We start from the raw sequence: 19,584 nt of genomic DNA, 5'->3' as shown, positions 1-19,584 counted from the left end.
AGAAGATGCGAGAAATTCGATGTAGACGGCATCAATGGCGCATACGGGCAGCGCGCCGCGAATGCCGGCTCATGACGCCAGCGTTGCATGCGCTGCCAACGCCGCTCGCACCCGGACTTCGTCGAAATGGTAGTGACATAGCTCGACACCGTCGCAAACCAGAACCGGCACCCGTTCGTTGTAACGCGCTTCGAGCAGCGGATCGGTGTCGACGTCGATCACTGTTACTTGCGCGCCGAACTCGGCCAGCAAAGGTTCGAGCGCGGCGCGCATGTCCTCGCAAAGATGGCACCACGCGCGCCCGTAGAGCGTGAGCGATGCCGCCTTCGTCATTTCTGCGCGCTGCGCGGACGGATCGGCACGAACTGCGTGTTCTCACCGCGACGGACCAGCAGCGCCACCATCTTCTGCGGATCGAGATGCGCGGTCACGTCGTCGAACTGCTTCGCGCTCGTGATGTCCGTATCGCCCACCCGCAGAACGATATCGCCCTTTTGCAGCCCGACGCGCACGGCCGGGCCGTCCACTGCGTCGATCTGCACGCCGTTGTGAATCTTCAGCTCCTTCTGCTGATCGGCGGGAATGTCGCTGACGGCGATACCGAGCGCATTCGTCGCGCGCTGCTTCGGCGCCTTCGGCTGCTTCTGGTCCGCCTTCGCGACCTTGTCCGGCTGCATTTCGGCAATCGTGACCGGCAGTTCACGCGTTTGGCCCTTGCGCCAGATCGTGATCGTCGCCTTCGTGCCCGGCTTCGTATCGCCGACCATGCGCGGCAAATCCGTTGCGGTATCGACCGAATGGCCGTTGAACTTCAGGATGATGTCGCCCGGCTGCACGCCGGCCTTGTCTGCGGGGCCGCCCGGCTCGACGCTGCTGACGAGGGCACCCTGCGCTTTCGGCAGACCGAGCGAATCGGCCACGTCTTTCGTGACTTCGCCGATTGCCACCGCGATGCGGCCGCGCACGACCTTGCCCGAACTCTTCAGCTGATCGGCCACGCGCATCGCTTCGTCGATCGGAATCGCGAACGAAATACCCATGAAACCGCCGGTACGACTGTAGATCTGCGAGTTGATGCCGATCACTTCGCCCTGCATGTTGATCAGCGGACCGCCCGAGTTGCCCGGATTGACGGCCACGTCGGTCTGGATAAACGGCAGATAGTCGCCGGTGTCGCGCCCCTTCGCGCTGACGATGCCGGCCGTCACCGTGTTCTCGAGCCCGAACGGCGAGCCGATCGCCACGACCCATTCGCCGACGCGCACCTTGTTCGAATCGCCGATGGTGATGGTCGGCAGGTTCGACGCGTTGATCTTCACGACCGCGACGTCCGTGCGGTCGTCCACGCCGATCAGCTTGGCCTTGAATTCGCGCTTGTCGGTCAGCGTGACGTAGATCGTGTCGGCGTCGTCGACGACGTGCGCATTGGTCATCACGTAGCCATCCGCCGACAGGATGAAGCCCGAGCCCACCCCGCTGTTCTGCTCGGGATCGTTGCTGTCCGGTGCATCCTGGCTGCCACCATTTCCGCCGCTGCTGCCACCGCCGCTGCCGCCGTTATCGCCTCCGTGCGGAGAACCCGGCGATTGCGGCGACTGGGGCAACGGAATGCCGAAGAAGCGACGGAAGAATTCGGACATGTCGCCGTCGTCCATACCCGGCGGCAGGCCACCGCGGGACGCGCCGTTCGACACGCGCGTCGTCGTGCGAATGTTGACGACCGCCGGGCCGACCTTGTCGACGAGATCGGTGAAGTCAGGCAGGTTGGCAGCGGGAGCCGCCGACGCCATATGCGGTACGAGCGGCAAACAAGCCGCCACCACGACGGCCGCGAGGAATTTGCGCACCGAGAAAATCGTCATATCGTAGCAAGCCGAGGGATTTCAGGATTCGGAAGGATTACTTCGGAGCTTTGTATTCTATGGCAGACGCAAATTGCTGCAATGTGGTTTGGGGCACTTCACCCAGCAGGGTAATCCAGAAGTTGCCCTGGCGCTTGACCAGTACGTGCGTGGCGCCGCTATTGCCCGTGCCTTCCTTGCGCGAATTGTTCTCGACCGGCTCGACGAATACCGAAATGGCCGCGAGGCCATCGGAAAACACTGCCTGATCCACTGGAATGGGCGGCTGCCCCGCCTCGCGCGACGCCATCGGACGGCGCAACTGGCGGATCATGTGGAAACCCGGCACCGACGGCATGATCTGCCAGCCTTGCGCGGCCATGTCGACCGGCTCGACCGGCGGCCGCACCACGGTCCACCCGGCCAGATTGCGAATGCCGTTGACGATGCCCGCCTTGTCGACCGGCACGCCGATACGGACCTGGGAAAACGATAGCTGTTCAAGCACCTGGCCGCTCGGGTCGAGCGTCTGCGCACGCAGCAGCAGGCCGGTCTTCCTGTCGGCCCAGAGCTTGTACGCAAAGCGGTACGCGTCCTTCGGATCGAGTTCCATCACGAGGCTGTCGACACCCGCGACACGGTCGTCGGCGAGCATCTTCGGCTCGTAGACGGACAGCACCTGCTCGCCGTCCACCGCCAGCAGCGCCGGAAACGAGTCCCGGTTCTGGCGCTTTTCGACGACGACGAGATGTCGCTCCGGCACGAACGTGAACATATCGTCGTTGTGGCGGAGCATCTTGCGGGGCTTGCCATCGAGGCTTTCGAGCTGCTCGAATTCGCCGTCCGCATGCGTCGAATAATGCGCGATGCGCGACGTCTGCACGAAATTGCCGCGCTGGTAGACGAACGCGCCCTCGTAGTTCTGCTGCTGGGCGGCCTGATGGATGCGATCGAGCAGTTCCGCGGCCGAGCGGCGGGCGGCGGCCGGATCGTCTTGTGCGAAGACCCGCGGTGTAGCGGACAACAACACGGCTGCACAGAACAGGAATGCCGGCAACCGCCCCCAGATAGTCGTTTTATTGAACCGCAAAGTCTGCATCAAGCTATTGGCCCTGCGTGGAGACTGAAGCAGCGCGAATGACCGGCATCGAACCCGCCATGACCGGTTGTTGCGCAAACTGCTGGTGGGCTTCGAGGTATTGATCGAGGCTGGCGTCGCGAATGATGTTGGCGTCTTGCGACGACGGCACCGAGACCATGGCGACACGTTGCACCGCGTCGCCATGCGGCTGAAGCGAAGCGACCTGTGCCCCCGGACCGCCCGGCACGCCCTGCAATTGCGGCACGACGATCCACGTCAGTGTGGCGGCTGCCGCGGCAACCGCGAAGGCCGGCACGACGCGGCGGCGCAACCCGAGCAGACGGCGCGCGACAGGCACCGCGGCCGGCGCGAGCACATGCGGCTCGCTGTCGAGACGCGCGGCGAAACCGCTCAGAAATGCGCTGCTCCTTGCGGGACTGATCGCCAGATCGTCGGAACGCAGCGCGTCGCCGATCAGGTGATAGCTCGACCAGGCGGCATGATCGTCGCCGTCCAGCGCGGAAAGAAACTTGTCCAGATTCAGATGCCCTTCGTCGAACAGTTCACCGTCGACAAAAGCGGACAGACGCTCGCCGCGCGAATCTGCTTGCGATTGCATCGAGACCGACCCCATGATGCTCCCCATCTTACAAATACCCCGTAGTGACACCACTAATCCAGATATTGCACCCGTGCCCCGCTCGACCACTGGACGCCTAGGCGTTTACCAGCGCTTGCCTTCGGGTGTGTCAAGCAACGGGCGCAATTTTGCCGCAATGGCTTCGCGAGCGCGGAAAATTCGTGATCTGACAGTGCCGATCGGGCAACCCATCATCTCCGCGATTTCCTCGTAACTCAAACCCTCAATTTCCCGAAGAGTAATGGCGGTGCGCAGTTCTTCCGGCAAAACCGCCATCGCAGCATTGACCGTCTCGGCGATCTGCTTGCTCATCAACATCGACTCGGGCGTGTTGATATCCCTTAGTTGGTCGGCGTCCGAGAAAGTTTCAGCTTCTTCGGCATCCGCTTCGGTCGAGGTCGGCGCCCGCCGGCCCTGGGTGGCAAGGTAGTTCTTCGCGGTGTTGACCGCAATCCGGTACAACCACGTATAAAACGCCGATTCGCCGCGAAACTGCGGCAGCGCGCGATACGCCTTGATAAAGGCGTCCTGCGCGACGTCCTCGACTTCGGCGGGGTCCCGCACGAGGCGCGAGATCAGCCGGAGAATCTTGCGGTGGTATTTGGAGACCAGAAGCTCGAACGCGGCCTTGTCGCCCTTCTGGACGCGCTCGACCAGCACCTGATCAATTTCTTTTTCGCTCACCTGATAAATCCGTTAACTATAGGGCGCATGGCGGGGCACCATTGTAGCGTCCCCCTCATTGGGGCACGTTACTCCGGTAACAGCGGTTACAGTCGTTACAGTCAGGCACCAGCCGCACGTCGGCCGAGCACGGAAAGTTCCCGGAAGACGGCGGTCGGAAGCGCGTCGGCCACGAGCAGCAAGGTACGTGTGCGCCCCCTTGGGCGACGATGCGCGCGGTCACGCGAATGAACTTCTTCAGGTTCGAGCACGAGAACCAGCAGCCGGCTGCTCCACTGCGCGCAGCCGGCCACCCTCCCTTGGGCGAGCAGCGTGCCCGCTGCGTCCCAGGCGGATAGATCATCCCGTCCGATCTGCAGCACAGCCGGCTGCGCCCGCTCATGCCTTGCCGCGCAAAGCGCCAGCAGCGCCCCCACGGCAAACGTCAACGGAACGGCTCGCCATGCACCCCATTGCGATGCGAGACAGGTATGGACGGCCAACGTCGCAATCAGCACGAAAGCCCCCAGCGCGGCGCGCATGGCAAACGAGCCACGCAGCGCGATGCGCTGCGTGGCTCTGCCCAACCTTGCTGCTTCCGGAGAAAGCGCCGGCAAGGCCGGCGTCGTGGACTGGTGCGTCACCCGCGATCAGGCGATCAGGCGCGCTTGAAAACCAGCGTGCCGTTCGTGCCGCCGAACCCGAACGAGTTCTTCAGCGCGACGTCGATCTTCATTTCCCGCGCCGTGTTCGCGCAGTAATCGAGATCGCAGGCCGGGTCCTGATTGAAGATGTTGATAGTCGGAGGCGACACCTGGTGATGCACGGCCAGCACCGTGAACACCGACTCCAGACCGCCGGCGCCGCCCAGCAGGTGACCCGTCATCGACTTGGTCGAGTTCACGACGATGTCTTTGGCGTGATCGCCGAATGCGCGCTTGATGCCGGTCGTTTCTGCGAGGTCGCCAAGCGGCGTGGACGTGCCGTGCGCATTCAGGTAGCTCACCTGATCGGTGTTGATGCCCGCGTTCTTCAGCGCGGCCAGCATGCAGCGGCGCGCACCGTCGCCGTCTTCGAGCGGCGCGGTCATGTGATAGGCGTCGCCGCTCATGCCGTAGCCACTGATTTCGGCGTAGATCTTCGCGCCGCGCGCCTTCGCGTGCTCGTACTCTTCGAGCACCATCACGCCCGCGCCTTCGCCGAGCACGAAGCCGTCGCGGTCCTTGTCCCACGGACGGCTCGCGGTCGACGGATCGTCATTGCGTTGCGACAGCGCGCGCGCCGCCGCAAAGCCGCCGATACCGAGCGGCGACACGGTCGATTCCGCGCCGCCCGCGATCATCACGTCGGCGTCGCCGTATTCGATCAGGCGCGAAGCCTCGCCGATGCAGTGCAGACCCGTCGTACACGCGGTAACGATCGAGAGATTAGGCCCCTTGATGCCGAACTTGATCGACAGATGGCCGGAGATCATGTTGATGATCGAGGCCGGCACGAAGAACGGCGAAATGCGGCGCGGACCGCGATTGAGCAGTTCGGTTTGCGTGATCTCGATCATCGGCAGACCGCCGATGCCCGAACCGACCACGACGCCGATGCGCTCCGAATTCTCTTCAGTGACTTCGAGGCCGCTGTCGCGCATCGCCTGGATGCCGGCGGCCACACCGTAATGGATGAACGTATCCATGTGACGCGCTTCCTTACCGGGGATGTAGTCCTCGATATTGAAGCCCTTCACCTCGCCGGCGAAACGAGTCGAAAAGTTCGACGCATCGAACTTCGTGATATTGGCAATGCCCGACTTGCCGGCGACCAGATTGGCCCAGCCATCGGCAACATTATTGCCAACAGGCGAAATCAGCCCCAGGCCTGTAACGACAACACGACGGCGGCTCACGGTAACCCCTTTTTCATAGATGACAAAAGCAAAAGCCACAGCGGCCACAGGAATTCGCCCTGTGAGCCCTGTGGCTGTTTAAGTCGGCAATCGCGCGGAAAAATGCGCTGTCAACATCGCGGCTCCCTGCATGGCAAACGGCATACCCGAGGACACGCCGGAACGCGCCAGCCCCGCTGGCACCTGCAAGCGGCGCGGCAGGGCGTCATACGCCGCCAATGCAGAAACGCGGGCGCGAATGACCTTAGGCCTTGACGTTCGCGCGAGCGTAGTCGATCGCTTGCTGAACGGTAGTGATCTTCTCGGCTTCTTCATCCGGAATTTCCATACCGAATTCGTCTTCGAGGGCCATCACGAGCTCGACGGTGTCGAGCGAGTCGGCGCCGAGGTCGTTCACGAACGACGCTTCGTTCTTGATTTCCGCTTCCGCAACACCCAGTTGTTCCGCGACGATCTTCTTGACGCGCTGTTCGATATTGTCCATTACCCCTCCAAGGGAAAAGAAGTTCAAAAATACAGGTGCGCGCATTTTATCAGGTTTGACCCGGCAAAAAAGCTGCGCATCGGGTTCCTGTCAAGGCATGCGCCTCGTGCTTCTACAAACGCACAAGGCGCGGATAGTAACCGAATTTGGTTACTGCATATACATGCCGCCGTTCACGTGCAGCGTCGTGCCCGTGATGTAGCCGGCCTGCGGCGACGCGAGGAACGCGACCGCATGCGCGATGTCTTCCGGGCTGCCGAGACGGCCGAGCGGAATCTGCGTCTTCAGCGCGGTCTGCTGCTCTTCGGGCAGCCCCTTCGTCATGTCGGTGTCGATAAAGCCCGGCGCCACGCAGTTCACGGTGATGCCGCGGCTGCCGATCTCGCGCGCGAGCGCGCGCGTCATGCCCGCGACGCCGGCCTTCGCGGCCGCGTAGTTGATCTGCCCCGGGTTGCCGGCCGAGCCGACCACCGAGGTGATGTTGATGATGCGGCCGCCCTTCGCCTTCATCATCGGGCGCAGCACCGCGCGCGCGAGGCGGAACACCGCTTTCAGGTTGGTGTCGATCACCGCGTCCCAGTCGTCGTCCTTCATGCGCATCGCGAGCTGGTCCTGCGTGATGCCGGCGTTGTTCACGAGCACGTGCAGCGCGCCGAATTCCTTAACCGTGCCGTCGATCAGCGCTTCCGCCGCCGCCGCGTCGTTCACGTTGAGCACGGCGCCGCGGCCGTTCATGCCGGCTGCGTTAAACGCTTCGGTAATCGCGGCCGCGCCGCTTTCGCTGGTCGCCGTACCGATGACCGTCGCGCCCTGGCGCGCCAATTCCATCGCGATCGCACGGCCGATGCCGCGCGATGCGCCCGTCACGATTGCGATCTGCTTGTCGAGAGTCTTTTCCATCTGTCAGTCCGGAGGCCCTTCGCAAAAGGCTGATTGATTCCTGAGGTGGGTCAGGCGCGGGCGCGCCGCAGTCTTGCGGCTCCCCCGCCGACGGTGAAAACGCTCAGCCCGCCGCGACGAGCTTCAGCGTTTCTTCGAGCGATGCCGGATCGAACACCGACGCGCCAGCGAGATTGCCGTCGATACGCTTGGTCAGGCCGGCAAGGACCTTGCCCGGACCGCATTCGATCACGTGCGTGACGCCCTGCGCGGCCATTGCCTGCACGCACTCGACCCAGCGCACGGGACCGGCTGCCTGGCGCACGAGCGCGTCCTTGATGCCGGCCGGCTCGTTGACCACGGCGACGTCGATGTTGTTGATGACGGGAATCGACGGCACCTGAACGTCGACGCTCGCGAGGTACTCGCGCAACTGATCCGACGCGGGCTTGAGCAGCGACGAGTGGAACGGCGCCGACACCGGCAGCGGCAGCGCGCGCTTCGCGCCCTTTGCCTTCGCGACTTCGCAGGCCTTCTCGACCGCAGCCTTGTGGCCCGCGATCACGACTTGCGCCGGCGCGTTGAAATTGACCGCTTCGACGACGCCCGCCGCCGACGCTTCCGCGCACACCGCGCGCACCGCGTCGTCGTCGAGGCCGAGAATCGCGGCCATGCCGCCGACGCCCACCGGCACCGCCGTTTGCATCGCCTGCGCGCGAAAGCGCACGAGCGGCACCGCGTCGCGGAATGCGAGCGCACCGGCGGCGACGAGCGCCGTGTATTCGCCAAGGCTATGGCCCGCGACGATCGCCGGCACCGGACCGCCGGCCTGCTGCCAGGCGCGATAAATCGCGTAAGCAGCGGTCAGCATGACCGGCTGGGTGTTGGTGGTGAGATTGAGATCTTCGGCCGGGCCTTCGGCGATCAGTTTGCCGAGGTCCTGATTGAGTGCGTCGGACGCTTCCTGAACCGTCTCACGCACGAGCGCGTGATCGGCGAATGCGTTGAGCATGCCAACCGCTTGCGAGCCTTGCCCAGGAAAAACGAACGCAAATTTCATATCGTCCCCAAAATCGGTTTAATCGGATGTGGCCGCGGCGAGCGGCTGCCGCATGGCGCGAGCAGCACGCTGGCCGCACGGGCGCTGCCAGCGGCGCGCCCCGCATGCGGCGATCAGTAGCGGATAACCGAGGCACCCCACGTGAAGCCGCCGCCCACGCCTTCGATCAGCACGTTCTGGCCGCGCTTGATGCGGCCGTCGCGCACCGCGGCGTCGAATGCGAGCGGAATGGACGCCGCCGACGTATTGCCGTGCTCGCCCACCGTGACGACCATGCGTTCCTGCGGCAAGCCGAGCTTGCGGCAGGTGCTTTGCATGATGCGGATGTTGGCCTGATGCGGAATCAGCCAGTCGACCTGCTCGGCCTTCAGATTGGCTTTTTCGAGTGCTTCGACCGCGACCTTTTCGAGCACGTTGACGGCGAGCTTGAAGACCGCCTGGCCGTCCATATGCAGGAACGCGCTGCCTGTCACCACGCCGCCGTTCACGTTGCCCGGCGTGCAGAGGATGTTCGAGTGGCTACCGTCCGCGTGCAATGCGCTCGCGAGCACGCCTGGCTCGTCGGACGCCTGCAGGATCACTGCGCCCGCGCCGTCGCCGAACAGCACGCAGGTGGTGCGGTCCTTGAAATCGAGAATGCGCGAGAAGGTTTCCGCGCCGATCACGAGCGCAGTGCGATGCTGGCCGCTGCGGATGAAGCTGTCCGCCGTCGCGACCGCGTAGGCAAAGCCGGAGCAGACGGCCTGCACGTCGAACGCGGCGCCGTGGTTCTTGATGCCGAGCTTGTTCTGCAGCAGGCAGGCCGTGCTCGGAAACACGAAGTCGGGCGTGGAGGTCGCGACAATGATGAGGTCGATCGACTGCGGATCGATATCGGCCGCCTCGATCGCGCGCTGCGCGGCGATCAGCGCGAGGTCGCTCGTCGTGACATCGGGATCGGCGAAGTGGCGCGCGTGGATGCCCGTGCGCGCGACGATCCATCCATCGCTCGTTTCGACGCCCTGGCTGGCGAGACGCTCGGCCAGATCCTGATTGGTGACACGGTTGGGCGGCAGGTAGCTGCCGGTGCCCAGCACGCGGGAATAGATTGTGGATTGAGCCATTATGCCTTCGAGGATTGCGCAGCGTAGGGCTCGGCCGGCTGGCCTGCGATCGGGCTTGCGTGGCCCGCACCGCTTGCGTCGCGCGCCGCCTGTTCGAGAGAACCCGCGTTCTCTTCCATCGCTCGCGCAAGGCGCTCCAGCACGCCGTTTTTGACGGCATCATACCCGCGTTTGATGGCCCACTCAAACGCATAGGCATCGGCGGAACCGTGGCTTTTGATCACGAGGCCGCGCAAGCCGAGCAGCGCGGCGCCATTGTATTGCCGATGATCGACGCGTTTCTTGAAACGCATCAATACCGGCAGCGCGAGCACCGCCATCACCTTGGTCAGCCACGAACGGCCGAATTCTTCCTTGATGATATTGGAGAGCATCTGCGCGAGACCTTCCGACGTCTTCAGCGCGACGTTGCCGACAAAGCCATCGCAGACGATCACGTCGACGGTGCCCTTGTAGATGTCGTCGCCCTCGACGTTACCGTGAAAGTTCAGGGTACTCGCGCGCAGCAGTTCGCCGGCGCGCTTGATGATGTCGTTGCCCTTGATGACTTCTTCGCCGATGTTGAGCAGGCCGATGGTAGGCCGCTCCTTGCCCTCGAGCGCAGACACGAGCGCGTGCCCCATCTCCGCGAACTGCAGCAGATGCTGCGGCTCGCAGTCGACGTTGGCGCCCAGGTCGAGCATCATCGTGTAGCCATGGGGATTGGGCAATGCGAACGCGATGGCCGGGCGTTCGATGCCCGGCAGCGTTTTCAGCACATAACGCGAGACCGCCATCAGCGCGCCGGTATTGCCGGCGGAAATGCAGGCTTGCGCCTCGCTTTCCTTGACGCGGTTCAACGCCACGCGCATGGACGAATCTTTTTTCTTGCGCAGCGCGACCTCGACCGGATCGTCCATTGCGACGACCTCGGTAGCAGATACGACGGTCAGCGCCGGCAGATCCTGAGCCTTCAACTTCTTCAGCTGCGCACGAATCGCGCTTTCAATGCCGACGAGCAGCAACTGCGCATCGGGATGCGAACAAACGAAGTTGACGGCAGCGGGAACGGTCACGGACGGGCCGTGGTCGCCTCCCATGCAATCTATCGTGAGCTTTACTGTCATGGAGTGCGACGAATTTCAGACGCTCTGCCTGGGAGCACAGCAAGCGCTAACGCGCCAACTGCGATCGATACAAAAAAGCGGCAGTTGAATGCCGCCTTCCTGTCGAACCGGGAAAATGTCAAGCGAGCCGATCGCCACGCGAAACGCCACAGGGCGCAACGCAGTGAACGATTAGTCGTTCTTCGTCTTGACGATTTTCTTGCCGCGATAGTAGCCGTTCGGGCTGATGTGGTGACGCAGATGCACTTCGCCCGTGCTCGGCTCGACGGCCAGCGGCGCTGCCGTGAGGAAATCGTGCGAACGGTGCATGCCGCGCTTCGACGGCGACTTCTTATTTTGTTGAACTGCCATGACTAACTCCTAAAAATTTTCCGAATTCTAACACAGCCCGATACGGTCTCCGCCACTAGCCGACTGGCCAGGGCGCCCGCATCGCGCTCCCCTGCAACTGTTCAGTGCTTCCTGCCACCCGGCTCGTCGCGCTTGAGACTTTCGAGCGCCGCGAACGGATTGCGCCGCTCACCCGACTGCTCCGGCTCACCGCCTTCGCCCGCCTCGTCCTGCGCGGCTTCGTCGCCCTCGCCTTCGCTGCCGTCCACACCCGAGACAAGACTCTCGTGCACTTCAGGGCAGACCTCGTGCTTGGGCACAAGCGGCAAGGAAAGCAGCAACTCTTCTTCGATCAAGTCGATGAGATCGAACTGGCGCGAGCCCACGATCACCTCGACTTCATCCTCGTCGAGCGGAAACTCTTCGGCTTCCGCCTCCGTATTGACGATCCGGTAAGTTGCATCGACGTTGAACGTCTGCGAATACGGCGTCAAACATCGCTGACATTCGAGCCATGCGGCACCGTGAACCGCCATCCGCAGATAAGGCTGCGGACCTTCGGCGCCGTCGTCCTGCAATTCCGGCTGCGTCGTCCCTTCGGCCTGCCATGTGAACGCGGTATCGCGATCTGGCGCATCCGCCGGGACTTCGTTTAACATGCGCGGCAGTTGCGAGACGCGCACGACACCCGCGGCCTGGCGCCCGCTCCGCGTAAATTCGAACAGATCGAGTTCATGCGGGTCGGACAGACCTGCAGGTTTGCCAGGATGTTGAGTCATGTGCGCTCCTGCGTCGGCAAGCGTGTTGCCGGGGTGATCCGCGAAGGAAATCCACCGCGAAAATAAACCGGTGTGCGAGACAGCCCGCGAGGCTTGCGGCCGTTGCGTTGGCCTCTGCGTTTCAACCGGCTGTTCAACCCGCCGGCCGGCTTTCTTCAATCACCTTTCTTCGATCCTTCGCACAACTTCTGGAGCGCTGAAAGCCATCGAAAGCCACTGAACGCGCCCAAGCCCGTCGGCGCAAGCATACCGTGAAAAGCCCAAAATCATATCTGTTTTGTCTTTTCGAGTCAAACACTTAAGCCCGTACGCGCGCGAACTCCGCGCGGCCCGGTACGACCCGCCTCCCTAGCCGCCCGTCAATCATGTCAGATTCCCCCAAACGCCCGCCACGCCTGATTCTGGCGTCGAGTTCGCCATATCGCCGCGAACTGCTCGAACGCCTGCGTGTGCCGTTCGACGTCGTCGTGCCCGCCATCGACGAAACGCCGCTCGCGGGCGAAACGCCCGAAGCAACCGCGTTGCGCCTGTCCGAAGCCAAGGCCCGCGCGGTCGCCAGCGGACTTGGCGCCGACGAGCACGCGCTCGTGATCGGCTCCGACCAGGTCGCCACTTACGACGGCCTGCAGATCGGCAAACCGGGCACGCACGACAAGGCACTCGCGCAATTGCAGGCGATGCGCGGCCGCGAAGTGCTGTTCCATAGTGCGCTATGCCTGTTCGACAACGCCACGGACAACGCGCAAAGCGTCGACGTGATCACCCGCGTGCGCTTTCGCGATCTGCCGGACGCCGCGCTCGACGCCTATCTGCGCGCCGAAACGCCGTACGACGTCGCCGGCAGCGCCAAATCCGAAGGGCTCGGCATCGCGCTGCTCGAGGCGATCCATTCCGACGACCCGACCGCGCTCGTCGGCTTGCCGCTGATCGCGCTATCGAGCATGCTGCTCGCGGCCGGCTATCCGCTTCTGGGGGCACGATGAACGGCACGCTCTACCTGATTCCCAATACGCTCGGCGAAGGCGACACGAACGCACTCGACGCCGTTCTACCCGCGCCGGTGCGTGCCCGCGCGGCGTCGTTGCACTATTACATTGGCGAAAACGCGAAAACCACGCGCGCATTTCTGAAGAAGGTCGGCACCGAACGGCCGATTCAGGAAATCGAGATTCGCGAGCTGAACGTCAATACGCCCGCGGGCGAGATCGACCGCCTGCTTGCCCCGCTGCTCGCGGGCACCGACGCGGGCCTCGTCTCCGAAGCCGGCTGTCCGGCGGTTGCAGACCCGGGCGCGCTGCTGGTGCGGCGCGCACACGAGCGCGGCGTGAAGGTCGTGCCGCTGGTCGGACCGAGCTCGATCCTGCTCGCACTGATGGCCTCGGGACTCAACGGCCAAAGCTTCGCCTTCCACGGCTATCTGCCGGTCGACGCAGCGGAGCGTGCGAAGCGCCTGCGCGATCTGGAGCAGCAGTCGCGTAAAGGCAGGCAGACGCAGATTTTCATCGAGACGCCGTACCGCAACCGCGCGCTGCTGGACACCTTGCTCGCGACCTGCGCGCCGTCCACGCTCGTCTGCGTGGCGGTCGATCTGACGCTGCCGAGCGAAACCGTCGCGAGCCGCACCGTTGCCGACTGGAAGAAAAAGCCGGAGATCGATCTGCACAAGCGGCCGGCCATTTTCCTGATTCTGGCGGCCTGAGCGCAACGATCCGGGGGCAGTTGTCCCGGTCGGCAGGCAGGAAATTTGCCGCGATATAAGCAGAAGCACGCGCAATCGTCGCCGATTGCGCGTGCTTTTCGCAGACTTCCGATCATTGGCAGACCCGCGGCAGAACAGTCCGCGCTCAGTGCAGATTCACCTTCGCACCGAGCGCCATCGCCCGAACCGCACCCGCGCCTACCGCCGCGCCGAACTTGCGCGCAACACGATCCGTAATGCTCTCTTTTACCGTGTAATCGACGATATCCGGCGCTTTGAAGATTTCGCGCGCGACGTAATCGGGATCGCCGAAACCATCGGCAAGACCCAGCTCGACGCTCTTCCGCCCCGTCCAGAACAGGCCCGAAAACATGTCCGGCGTCTCATGCAGACGCTTCCCGCGCCCCTCGCGCACCGCGTCGATGAACTGCGCATGAATCTGATCGAGCATATCTTGCGCATGTTCGTTCATCTTCGGCGTTTCAGGCGAGAACGGATCGAAAAAGCCCTTGTTCTCACCCGACGTATGCAGCCGGCGCTGAACCCCGAGCTTGTCCATCAAGCCAGTAAAGCCGAAGCCCTCCATCAGTACGCCGATCGAACCGACGATGCTCGCCTTGTCGACATAGATCTTCTCGGCCGCCGCGGCCGCATAGTAGCCGCCCGACGCGCACATGTCGCCGACCACGACGTAGAGCGGAATCGACGGATATTTGCCGCGCAAGCGGCGGATTTCGCTATTGATGATGCCCGCCTGCACCGGACTGCCGCCCGGGCTGTTGCAATAGAGAATCACACCTGCCGTGTCGGAATCCTCGAACGCGGTATCGAGCGCGGTATTGATATCTTCGGCGTTTGCATTCGTATCGGCAGCGATTTCGCCATCAAGTGTCACCATCGCCGTATGACGGCCGGTGGTCGCAACCCGCTCGCCAGAGAAGTTGACCGCGCCCCATACGACAAATGCGAACACGGCCAGCAGCACGAACCGGAAGAAAATGCGCCAGCGGCGTGCCGCGCGTTGCTCGTTGATCGCCGCGAGCGCAATACGCTCGAGTGCGGCACGCTCCCAGCCCGGTTCGCCGGCAGGCGTGCGGGAACGGCCACTCGGGGTGGGATCCGGGGTGGGATCTTTCGTCTCGGGAGTCAAATTATCGGACATGCGGGCAAGGGAAAGGTTGAGAGAAAGGGACAATCAAGGCGTAGCGGGCAGCAATTCGCCGTCAGGCAGCCAGAATACCGCGCTTCCTTCGGGCGTATGGCGCTCCTCGACCTGCACCGGACGCAATCTGCCGCCGCGGCACGGTCCACCCACGCATTTGCCGGTATCTGGCGCGTAAATCGCGCCATGTGTCGCGCACATCAAATATAAACCGGACGACTCGAAAAACTGCCCTTCCGACCAGTCGAGCTCCATCGGCACATGGGCACAGCGGTTCAGATAGCCATAAGCGCGGCCCTCGTAGCGGATGAAGAACACCACGACATCGTGACCGCCAAGCCGCGCCTCGTGCCGGATACCTACCCCGCCGTCGACCAGCTCGTCCGCCGCGCAAATACGCACGGCCTGGGCCGCACCAGTAGCAGCTGCGCCCGCCCCATCGCCACTCATGCGTTCTCCCGCAGCCAGCCAGACAGATCGCTCACGCTCGAAGCGACGAATTTCGGTGCCATGGCGCTCAGCGAGTCGGCCGGATGCGCGCCGTAAGTCACGCCGATCCCGGCCACGCCGGCATTGATCGCCATTTGCAGGTCATGCGTCGTGTCGCCAACCATGACCGTGCGTACCGTATCCTGCCCCAATTCGCGTGTCAGTTCGTGCAGCATCGCCGGATGCGGCTTGGAGAACGTTTCGTCGGCGCAGCGGGTGCCGTCGAACAGGCTCGTCAGGCGCGACTGGTCGAGCGCACGGTTCAGCCCCACGCGGCTCTTGCCGGTCGCCACGCCGAGCAGATAGCCCTGTTCGCGCAAGTCCTGCAGCATCTCCCGCACGCCCGGGAACAGCTCCGTGGTCTGATCCTTCACCAGATAGTGAAAGCGATAGCGCTCGGCAAGACGCGGATAGTCGGCCGGATCGAGCGTTGGAGCGGCCAGTTGCAGCGCGTCGCGCAAACCGAGGCCGATCACGTAACTCGCGGCTTCGTCGGCGGGAACCGGCAAACCCATATCGCGGCACGCCGCCTGGATACTGCGCGTGATATGCACGGTCGAGTCCATCAACGTGCCGTCCCAGTCAAACACGATCAGATCAAATTGCTCTCTAGCCATGCGATGTCGTCTCCGGGTCGAACCCCGTGCGTAATTCGTTGAGTTGGGCGATAAAGCCGCGGCAGTCGGCCGGCAACGGCGCTTCCAGCTGCAAAGGCGCGCCGGTGTCCGGGTGCGCGAGCTTCAGCCGGTACGCGTGCAAAAACATGCGCTTGAGGCCCGGCTTCGCGTTGGCGCGCGCAAGCGCCTTGTTCAGCGCGAAATCGCCGTATTTGGCGTCGCCGACGATCGGTAGTTCCAGATGCTGCAAATGGACGCGAATCTGATGCGTACGCCCTGTCTTCAGTTCGGCTTCGAGCAGCGCGTATTCCGGCCAGCGATCGACGAGGTTGAAGACCGTATGCGACGCGAGTCCGTCCGGCTGCACGCGCACACGGCGCTCGCCGTCCGGCGTCATGTACTTGTGCAACGGCGCCTTGACCGCGCGACGGCGGCCCCAGTCGGCCGCCCACTCGCCGTGGACGCACGCGTAGTAGCGCTTGTCCATCTGGTTCTCGCGAATCTGCTCGTGCAGGTTGACGAGCGCGGCGCGTTTTTTCGCAAGCATCAGGATGCCCGAGGTCTCGCGATCGAGCCGATGCACGAGTTCGAGGAATTTCGCCTGCGGCCGTGCCCCGCGCATCTGCTCGATCACACCGAACGCGACGCCACTGCCGCCATGGACCGCCACGCCGGCCGGCTTGTCGATCACGAGCAGATGCTCGTCTTCGAAAATGATGTTGAAACCGCCGCTCGGCACCGGCACATGGGCGGGCGCCTCGCCCTGCTGCGCGACGCGGATCGGCGGCACACGCACGAGGTCGCCGAGTTCGAGCCGGTATTGCGCGTCGATCCGCCCCTTGTTCACACGCACTTCGCCGCTGCGCAGGATGCGGTAAATATGGCTCTTCGGCACGCCCTTGCAGACGCGCAGCAGGAAGTTGTCGATGCGCTGGCCGGCCGAGCCGTCGTCGATTTCGATCAGCGAAACCTGGTCGCTCGCCACCGCGCTTGCAACCGGTCTCTGGGATGTTTTGCCTAACTCTTTCATTCTGAATATAATTTGCCCAGCAGTCCGCGGCGGCCGGCGCAGTGTCCGCACAGCGTCCGGATTGCAGGTGGATTGCGCGAGCGCAAGCGATAAACCGTTATTTTACTTGCGCCGGGGTCTGGTTGCTCACCCTGAAAATGAGATGCAACAAGTTGCACGCACGAAGTCCGCACCCGGCAGGGACGGCGCCCACAGGCGCGTTCGGTCAAGGTCGGCTTCGACGGTAACGGAAATTTGGTAAAAAAGAATTTAACTTCCAGCTTCGCGTTTCGGGTGGCATGACGCCCTGCTGTACGAAGCTGCAAGTCGCGAAAATACGGCGTGCGCCCAAGGCGTCTTGTAGAAAGTACAAGACATGGCGACGTCAAAATGAGGCGAGACACCCCCAGCAGGAAAAGACGCGCCGCCTGCGCGAACTTCCCGCTGCGGCTTGACCGCAGCTTTCGGCCTCTGCCCGCGCGCCTGGTTGGCGCACCGGCAAGGCAGAACGAAGGCTGATGAAGGTCGGCCGGCAGAACCCGCGGCGTGTCGGGTCATTATTTGAAGCCGTGTTCGCATGTGCCCTGCGGCACCGCGCCCATTTTTGACGGGCCGGGCCCTTCTCAGGCAATTCTCCCGCCATTTTTCCCGCTCCAGCGTGCTTGTGAAAACACAATAAGACGCGGCACGCCTGCCCTCTTTGCTCTCGCGACTGACAACCGCGCAGCTGGGCCGGCGAGGCTGCTCTGGAGTCGTTCAATGAAACGAATGTTGTTCAACGCGACGCAGCAGGAAGAACTGCGCGTCGCCATCGTCGATGGGCAAAAACTCATCGATATCGACATCGAAACCGCCGGCCGCGAACAGCGCAAAGGCAATATTTACAAAGGCATCATCACGCGCATCGAGCCGTCGCTCGAAGCCTGCTTCGTCAACTACGGCGAAGACCGCCACGGCTTCCTGCCGTTCAAGGAAGTCGCCCGCCAGTACTTCCGCGACGGCGTCGACATGCGTTCCGCACGCATCCAGGACGCGCTGAAGGAAGGTCAGGAACTGATCGTCCAGGTCGAAAAGGAAGAGCGCGGCAACAAGGGCGCGGCCCTGACCACGTTCATCTCGCTCGCCGGCCGCTATCTGGTGCTGATGCCGAACAACCCGCGCGGCGGCGGCGTGTCGCGCCGGATCGAGGGCGACGACCGTCAGGAACTGCGCGAAACCATGGCGCAGCTGCAACTGCCGGAAGGCATGAGCATCATCGCGCGTACGGCCGGCATCGGCCGCAGCGCCGAAGAGCTGCAGTGGGACCTGAACTACCTGATGCAGTTGTGGCGCGCGATCGAAGCCGCGTCGCAAAGCGGCACGGCCGGCCAGCCGATGCTGATCTATCTCGAATCGAGCCTCGTGATCCGCGCGATTCGCGATTACTTCCAGCCCGATATCGGCGAAATCCTGATCGATACGACCGAAATCCATGACCAGGCGCGCGCCTTCATGGACATCGTGATGCCGGACAACGTCGGCAAGGTGAAGCGCTACCACGACGACGTGCCGCTGTTCTCGCGCTTCCAGATCGAGCACCAGATCGAAACCGCGTACTCGCGCACGGTGCCGCTGCCGTCGGGCGGCGCGATCGTGATCGACCACACCGAAGCGCTCGTCGCGATCGACGTGAACTCGGCGCGCGCGACCAAGGGCGCGGACATCGAGGAAACGGCCGCGCGCACGAACCTCGAAGCCGCCGACGAAGTCGCCCGCCAGCTGCGTCTGCGCGACCTGGGCGGCCTGATCGTGATCGACTTCATCGACATGGAATCGGCCAAGAGCCAGCGCGAAGTCGAGCAGCGTCTGAAAGACGCGCTCAAGCACGACCGCGCCCGCGTGCAGATGGGCAAGATCTCGCGCTTCGGCCTGATGGAACTGTCGCGCCAGCGTCTGCGCCCGGCCCTCTCGGAAGGCAGCCACGTCACGTGCCCGCGCTGTAACGGCACGGGCCATATCCGCGATACCGAATCGTCCGCGCTGCAAGTGCTGCGGATCATTCAGGAAGAAGCGATGAAGGAAAACACCGCGGCGATCCACTGCCAGGTGCCGGTCGAAGTGACCGCCTTCCTGTTGAACGAGAAGCGCGCCGAAATCAACAAGATCGAGTCGCGTTTCAAGGTCAATGTCGTGCTGATCCCGAACAAGCACCTCGACACGCCGCACTACAAGCTCGAACGTCTGCGCCACGACGACGCGCGCCTCGACGATCCGCGCGCATCGTGGAAGATGGCCGAAGAAGCGGCCCGCGAACTCGAATCGGAAACCGGCTACAGCAAACGCGCCGAGGAAGTGAAGCCGAAGCAGGAAGCGGCGGTCAAGGGCATCACGCCCGAGAAGCCGGCGCCGAGCGCGCCGGTCCGCCCGGCGGCCGCCCCGGCTCCGGTCGCGGTGACGCCGGCGAGCGGCGGCTTCATCGGCTGGCTGAAGAATCTGTTCGGCATGCAGCCGGCTGCTCCGGCACCGGCCGCGCCGGCCACGACCGACAAGCAGCAGGCCCGTCCGCAACGCGGCGAGCGTACGGAGCGCGGTGAGCGCACCGGCGAACGTGGCGGCGATCGCAACCGCAACCGCCGTGGCGGCGCAGGCGGCCGTGATACCGCAGGACGCGGCGAAGGCGTGAGCGGCGGCCGTCAGGCACAAGGTCAGCAACCGTCGCAGCGTCGCGAAGAACGCGAAGCGCGTGAGGGTCGTGAAGCACGCGAG

General features: G+C 63.6%; 21 protein-coding genes. 3 read left to right on the top strand and 18 right to left on the bottom strand.

Annotation, left to right across the window (positions count from 1 at the left end; all coding sequences use genetic code 11):
* Window positions 1-69: 69 nt before the first annotated feature.
* From F3J20_RS27365 to F3J20_RS27300, 14 genes are all read right to left on the bottom strand, one after another.
* Window positions 70-333, bottom strand: a complete 264-nt coding sequence (locus F3J20_RS27365) for a glutaredoxin family protein (RefSeq protein WP_167042957.1) — start codon at window positions 331-333, stop codon at window positions 70-72.
* Window positions 330-1,862, bottom strand: coding sequence for a DegQ family serine endoprotease (locus F3J20_RS27360; RefSeq protein WP_167285364.1), 1,533 nt, complete (start codon window positions 1,860-1,862; stop codon window positions 330-332). Before F3J20_RS27360 ends, F3J20_RS27365 begins: the two co-directional genes overlap by 4 nt.
* A gap of 37 nt (window positions 1,863-1,899) precedes the next feature.
* Window positions 1,900-2,940: a MucB/RseB C-terminal domain-containing protein gene (locus F3J20_RS27355; protein ID WP_167285362.1), complete on the bottom strand. Its 1,041-nt coding sequence runs from the start codon at window positions 2,938-2,940 to the stop codon at window positions 1,900-1,902.
* Between the two features lie 4 nt (window positions 2,941-2,944).
* Window positions 2,945-3,556, bottom strand: coding sequence for an RseA family anti-sigma factor (locus tag F3J20_RS27350; RefSeq protein WP_167042951.1), 612 nt, complete (start codon window positions 3,554-3,556; stop codon window positions 2,945-2,947).
* A 90-nt stretch (window positions 3,557-3,646) separates the two neighbouring features.
* Window positions 3,647-4,246 (bottom strand): RNA polymerase sigma factor RpoE, encoded by a 600-nt coding sequence (rpoE, locus tag F3J20_RS27345; protein ID WP_006051939.1) that lies wholly within the window; start codon window positions 4,244-4,246, stop codon window positions 3,647-3,649.
* A gap of 101 nt (window positions 4,247-4,347) precedes the next feature.
* Window positions 4,348-4,767, bottom strand: coding sequence for a hypothetical protein (locus F3J20_RS27340; protein WP_167285385.1), 420 nt, complete (start codon window positions 4,765-4,767; stop codon window positions 4,348-4,350).
* A 116-nt stretch (window positions 4,768-4,883) separates the two neighbouring features.
* A complete protein-coding gene (gene fabF, locus F3J20_RS27335) occupies window positions 4,884-6,122 on the bottom strand; it encodes a beta-ketoacyl-ACP synthase II (RefSeq protein WP_167285360.1) in 1,239 nt (412 codons plus the stop codon).
* Between the two features lie 244 nt (window positions 6,123-6,366).
* Window positions 6,367-6,606: an acyl carrier protein gene (gene acpP, locus F3J20_RS27330; protein WP_004197638.1), complete on the bottom strand. Its 240-nt coding sequence runs from the start codon at window positions 6,604-6,606 to the stop codon at window positions 6,367-6,369.
* Window positions 6,607-6,756: 150 nt separating this feature from the next.
* Window positions 6,757-7,506 (bottom strand): 3-oxoacyl-ACP reductase FabG, encoded by a 750-nt coding sequence (gene fabG / locus F3J20_RS27325; RefSeq protein WP_167042947.1) that lies wholly within the window; start codon window positions 7,504-7,506, stop codon window positions 6,757-6,759.
* A 103-nt stretch (window positions 7,507-7,609) separates the two neighbouring features.
* A complete protein-coding gene (fabD, locus tag F3J20_RS27320) occupies window positions 7,610-8,545 on the bottom strand; it encodes an ACP S-malonyltransferase (RefSeq protein ID WP_167285359.1) in 936 nt (311 codons plus the stop codon).
* 113 nt (window positions 8,546-8,658) lie between these two features.
* Window positions 8,659-9,648, bottom strand: coding sequence for a beta-ketoacyl-ACP synthase III (locus F3J20_RS27315; protein ID WP_167285357.1), 990 nt, complete (start codon window positions 9,646-9,648; stop codon window positions 8,659-8,661).
* A complete protein-coding gene (plsX, locus tag F3J20_RS27310; protein ID WP_167285355.1) occupies window positions 9,648-10,754 on the bottom strand; it encodes a phosphate acyltransferase PlsX in 1,107 nt (368 codons plus the stop codon). Before plsX ends, F3J20_RS27315 begins: the two co-directional genes overlap by 1 nt.
* A gap of 171 nt (window positions 10,755-10,925) precedes the next feature.
* Entirely contained in the window at window positions 10,926-11,105 is a 180-nt protein-coding gene (gene rpmF, locus F3J20_RS27305) for a 50S ribosomal protein L32 (protein WP_167042939.1), read from the bottom strand.
* Between the two features lie 101 nt (window positions 11,106-11,206).
* Window positions 11,207-11,863 carry a DUF177 domain-containing protein gene (locus F3J20_RS27300; RefSeq protein WP_167042937.1) on the bottom strand — a complete coding sequence of 219 codons (657 nt, stop codon included), beginning with the start codon at window positions 11,861-11,863 and terminating at the stop codon, window positions 11,207-11,209.
* Between the two features lie 365 nt (window positions 11,864-12,228).
* Here F3J20_RS27300 and F3J20_RS27295 point away from each other — a divergent pair, with 365 nt between their 5' ends.
* Entirely contained in the window at window positions 12,229-12,846 is a 618-nt protein-coding gene (locus tag F3J20_RS27295) for a Maf-like protein (protein ID WP_167042935.1), read from the top strand.
* Window positions 12,843-13,562 (top strand): SAM-dependent methyltransferase, encoded by a 720-nt coding sequence (locus tag F3J20_RS27290; RefSeq protein ID WP_167042933.1) that lies wholly within the window; start codon window positions 12,843-12,845, stop codon window positions 13,560-13,562. Before F3J20_RS27295 ends, F3J20_RS27290 begins: the two co-directional genes overlap by 4 nt.
* 145 nt (window positions 13,563-13,707) lie before the next feature.
* On the opposite strand, the gene F3J20_RS27285 is transcribed toward F3J20_RS27290, so the two are convergent.
* From F3J20_RS27285 to F3J20_RS27270, 4 genes are read right to left on the bottom strand one after another with little or no spacing between them, the layout of a single operon-like run.
* Complete coding sequence (locus tag F3J20_RS27285; protein WP_167285354.1) at window positions 13,708-14,724, bottom strand: S49 family peptidase; 1,017 nt, start codon at window positions 14,722-14,724, stop codon at window positions 13,708-13,710.
* Window positions 14,725-14,757: 33 nt separating this feature from the next.
* Window positions 14,758-15,174, bottom strand: coding sequence for a Rieske 2Fe-2S domain-containing protein (locus tag F3J20_RS27280; RefSeq protein WP_167285352.1), 417 nt, complete (start codon window positions 15,172-15,174; stop codon window positions 14,758-14,760).
* Window positions 15,171-15,830 (bottom strand): HAD-IA family hydrolase, encoded by a 660-nt coding sequence (locus F3J20_RS27275; RefSeq protein ID WP_167042927.1) that lies wholly within the window; start codon window positions 15,828-15,830, stop codon window positions 15,171-15,173. Before F3J20_RS27275 ends, F3J20_RS27280 begins: the two co-directional genes overlap by 4 nt.
* Complete coding sequence (locus F3J20_RS27270) at window positions 15,823-16,860, bottom strand: RluA family pseudouridine synthase (RefSeq protein ID WP_167285346.1); 1,038 nt, start codon at window positions 16,858-16,860, stop codon at window positions 15,823-15,825. The genes F3J20_RS27275 and F3J20_RS27270 overlap by 8 nt, the downstream gene beginning before the upstream one ends.
* Before the next feature lie 738 nt (window positions 16,861-17,598).
* Between F3J20_RS27270 and F3J20_RS27265 the strand changes: the two genes are divergently transcribed.
* Window positions 17,599-19,584: Rne/Rng family ribonuclease (locus tag F3J20_RS27265; protein WP_167285345.1), on the top strand; the 1,986-nt coding region annotated here is incomplete at its 3' end.

The organism is Paraburkholderia sp. Cy-641 (genome assembly GCF_011752945.1).
GTDB lineage: Bacteria > Pseudomonadota > Gammaproteobacteria > Burkholderiales > Burkholderiaceae > Paraburkholderia.
Note: the sequence above shows the minus strand (reverse complement) of the source record. Positions and strands in the feature narration are given on the sequence as shown.

Coding starts and splice junctions, on each gene's coding strand:
- F3J20_RS27365 (WP_167042957.1), bottom strand. CDS start 333: ATGACGAAGGCGGCATCGCTCACGCTCTACGGGCGCGCGTGGTGCCAT.
- F3J20_RS27360 (WP_167285364.1), bottom strand. CDS start 1,862: ATGACGATTTTCTCGGTGCGCAAATTCCTCGCGGCCGTCGTGGTGGCG.
- F3J20_RS27355 (WP_167285362.1), bottom strand. CDS start 2,940: ATGCAGACTTTGCGGTTCAATAAAACGACTATCTGGGGGCGGTTGCCG.
- F3J20_RS27350 (WP_167042951.1), bottom strand. CDS start 3,556: ATGGGGTCGGTCTCGATGCAATCGCAAGCAGATTCGCGCGGCGAGCGT.
- F3J20_RS27340 (WP_167285385.1), bottom strand. CDS start 4,767: ATGCGCGCCGCGCTGGGGGCTTTCGTGCTGATTGCGACGTTGGCCGTC.
- acpP (WP_004197638.1), bottom strand. CDS start 6,606: ATGGACAATATCGAACAGCGCGTCAAGAAGATCGTCGCGGAACAACTG.
- fabG (WP_167042947.1), bottom strand. CDS start 7,506: ATGGAAAAGACTCTCGACAAGCAGATCGCAATCGTGACGGGCGCATCG.
- fabD (WP_167285359.1), bottom strand. CDS start 8,545: ATGAAATTTGCGTTCGTTTTTCCTGGGCAAGGCTCGCAAGCGGTTGGC.
- F3J20_RS27315 (WP_167285357.1), bottom strand. CDS start 9,648: ATGGCTCAATCCACAATCTATTCCCGCGTGCTGGGCACCGGCAGCTAC.
- plsX (WP_167285355.1), bottom strand. CDS start 10,754: ATGACAGTAAAGCTCACGATAGATTGCATGGGAGGCGACCACGGCCCG.
- rpmF (WP_167042939.1), bottom strand. CDS start 11,105: ATGGCAGTTCAACAAAATAAGAAGTCGCCGTCGAAGCGCGGCATGCAC.
- F3J20_RS27300 (WP_167042937.1), bottom strand. CDS start 11,863: ATGACTCAACATCCTGGCAAACCTGCAGGTCTGTCCGACCCGCATGAA.
- F3J20_RS27295 (WP_167042935.1), top strand. CDS start 12,229: ATGTCAGATTCCCCCAAACGCCCGCCACGCCTGATTCTGGCGTCGAGT.
- F3J20_RS27290 (WP_167042933.1), top strand. CDS start 12,843: ATGAACGGCACGCTCTACCTGATTCCCAATACGCTCGGCGAAGGCGAC.
- F3J20_RS27285 (WP_167285354.1), bottom strand. CDS start 14,724: ATGTCCGATAATTTGACTCCCGAGACGAAAGATCCCACCCCGGATCCC.
- F3J20_RS27280 (WP_167285352.1), bottom strand. CDS start 15,174: ATGAGTGGCGATGGGGCGGGCGCAGCTGCTACTGGTGCGGCCCAGGCC.
- F3J20_RS27275 (WP_167042927.1), bottom strand. CDS start 15,830: ATGGCTAGAGAGCAATTTGATCTGATCGTGTTTGACTGGGACGGCACG.
- F3J20_RS27270 (WP_167285346.1), bottom strand. CDS start 16,860: ATGAAAGAGTTAGGCAAAACATCCCAGAGACCGGTTGCAAGCGCGGTG.